This is a genomic window from Lutibacter sp. (genome assembly GCF_040883305.1).
In the GTDB taxonomy this organism is placed as follows: Bacteria; Bacteroidota; Bacteroidia; order Flavobacteriales; family Flavobacteriaceae; genus Lutibacter.
In genome coordinates this window covers 1-2,532 of the sequence record NZ_JBFLKT010000449.1, presented here as the reverse complement: position 1 = coordinate 2,532, position 2,532 = coordinate 1, and the positions used below count along the sequence as shown (strand labels likewise).

The 2,532-nt window shown below is 28.4% G+C and carries 2 protein-coding genes; one reads left to right on the top strand and one right to left on the bottom strand.

What is annotated here, in order from left to right:
- Positions 1-90 precede the first annotated feature (90 nt).
- Entirely contained in the window at positions 91-1,128 is a 1,038-nt protein-coding gene (locus AB1Z17_RS14395) for a LacI family DNA-binding transcriptional regulator (RefSeq protein WP_368052462.1), read from the bottom strand.
- A gap of 475 nt (positions 1,129-1,603) precedes the next feature.
- On the opposite strand from AB1Z17_RS14395, the gene AB1Z17_RS14390 reads away from it, so the two are divergent.
- Positions 1,604-2,532, top strand: a 929-nt coding sequence (locus AB1Z17_RS14390) for a glycoside hydrolase family 28 protein (RefSeq protein WP_368052461.1), incomplete at its 3' end; no start/stop codon positions are given.

Below are 2,532 nucleotides of genomic sequence, written 5' to 3'. Positions count from 1 at the left end.
TCCTTGGCGTAGAGGGGTATCATTATAATATGTAGGTCATAAAAAAAGCCAAGAATTTTAATTCTTGGCTTTTTTTATGTTTTTTTTGTATTAACTATTATGAACTGAATTTCTTTGAGAAGATTGTCTAATCATTAATTCTGGTGAAAGGACAACATGTTTTTCAGACTGAATTTTTTTTCCATTATTAACTTCTTCCAAAAAAACTTGAGCAGTTATTCTCCCCATTTCTGTTGGCGACTGATCCACTGATGTTATAGAAAGTTCCATAAATTTTGTGAAAGGTTCATTACTAAATCCAATAATACTTATATCTTCAGGAATTCTAAGCCCACGCTCTCTTATTTCTTGTATCGCCCCAAGAGCTGTAAAATCACTAGATGAAAATATGGCATCAGGAGGTCGTTCCATATCCAACAATATTTTAGCTGTTTTTTTACCTTCATGTACTTTACTTTGAGTTTCAATAACTAAGCTTTCATCAAACTCAAGACCATTATCAATAATAGCTTGTTTGTAACCTAAATACCTGTTTTTAAATATTAAAAGTAATCTGTCATTTGATAAATGTGCAATGCGCTTATAGCCTTGATCTATTAGATGTTGAGTAGCATCATAAGCACCTTTAAAGTCATCTATAGTTACAGAACTTACACCTTTAATATCTTTTTTTCTATCAAAGAATATTAATGGTATGTTTTTTCTAAGTAATTTTTGAAAACTAGGATTGTTTTCTAATTTAGCATTTGATATAGACATTAAAATACCATCAACTTGTGCATTAAGTAGCGAATTAATATTTCCGATTTCTAAATCTTCCTGATCGTGTGTTTGACAAATTATTACATGATAACCCTTAGGATACAGCTCTTCTTCAATTCCTCTAATTATAGATGCAAAAAAGTTACTGTCAATTCTAGGTACAATAACACCAACATTATAGCTTTTACCACTTTTAAGAGCTAATGCAAGTTTGTTTTGCTCATAATTCATTTTAGCGGCTGTTTCTAAAACAAGTTTACGAGTGGCTTTACTTATTTTAGGGTTGTTATTTAAGGCTCTTGAAACTGTAGCGGCAGTTATATTAAGTTCTTTTGCAATATCGTAAATAGTAGTTTTTCCGCCCATGTAATATTAAAATTATTTTTGGTAAAAATACAGTTTTTTATTTATTTAAAAGTAATAATGTTATCGATTACATAAAAGTGTGGTTTTACAATTAATAATCCAATTCAAACTGACATTTTTCTTATTATTATGTATAATATATTCATATAATAACTTAAAATAAAATACTTTTAAAAGAAATTTATTTAAGAATAAAAATATTTTGTAATTACTAAATATAATACCTCGTAAATTAACAAGATATATTTAATAAAGTAATTTTTTGAATTACTCTAAGGGATGTTAGTATAAAACTGAAACTAAATAAAACCCTTGCAGTAACAGGTATTTTAATGTAAATATTTTGTATCACTTATTAAAAATTAAAGATCGACATTATTTTAACAAATAATTTGGTTTTCTAATTGTCTTTTTTTACATTTGTGTAATCGATTACATTATTTTTATTTATTAATGTATCGTAAAAAAAAATAATATGTATAAAAAATTAATTTTAGTAATAGTAATGATTGTATCTATAGTTTCTTGTAAAGAAAAGAAAGGTGAGATTGTTACTGTTAATCCTTGGGATAAAATGCAGGAAATAATTGATAGTGTTGCTGAACCTACTTTTCCTAATAAAACCTATAATATTTTAGATTTTGGAGCAGTTCATGATGGAATTGAAAGTAATACAAAAGCTTTTAAAAATGCAATAAATGAATGCACAAATAATGGTGGAGGAATTGTATTAGTTCCGGCAGGTAAATATTTAACAGGTCCTATTCATTTAGAAAATAATGTGAATCTGCATTTAGAAGAAGGTTCGGAAATTTTATTTAGTACAAATCCACAAGATTATTACCCTTTAGTGCACACTTCTTATGAAGGTACTGAACTAATGAATTACTCACCACTTATTTATGCATACAAAAAAAATAACATTGCTGTTACTGGTAAAGGAACTTTAAACGGTCAAGCGAGTAATGAAAATTGGTGGCCTTGGTGCGGTAAAGATATATATGGTTGGAAGCCAGGAATGGGACAACAAAAAGATAGTTTAAATCTTCCCGTATTAATGGAAATGGGACAGAATAGCACACCTGTAAACGAACGCATTTTTGGAGAAAATCATTTTTTGCGTCCTAGTTTTTTTCAACCATTTGAATGTACAAATGTTATGATTGAAGGTGTTAAAATAATTAATGCTCCTTTTTGGGTAATGCACCCTATAAAATGCACAAATGTTATTGTTGATGGAGTTACTGTTGAAAGTCATGGCCCAAATAATGATGGTTGTGATCCAGAATATTCAAAAAATGTGATTATACGCAATTGCACATTTAATACAGGAGATGATTGCATTGCAATAAAATCTGGAAGAAATGGAGACGGTAGAAGAGTAGCTATTAAAAGTGAAAATAT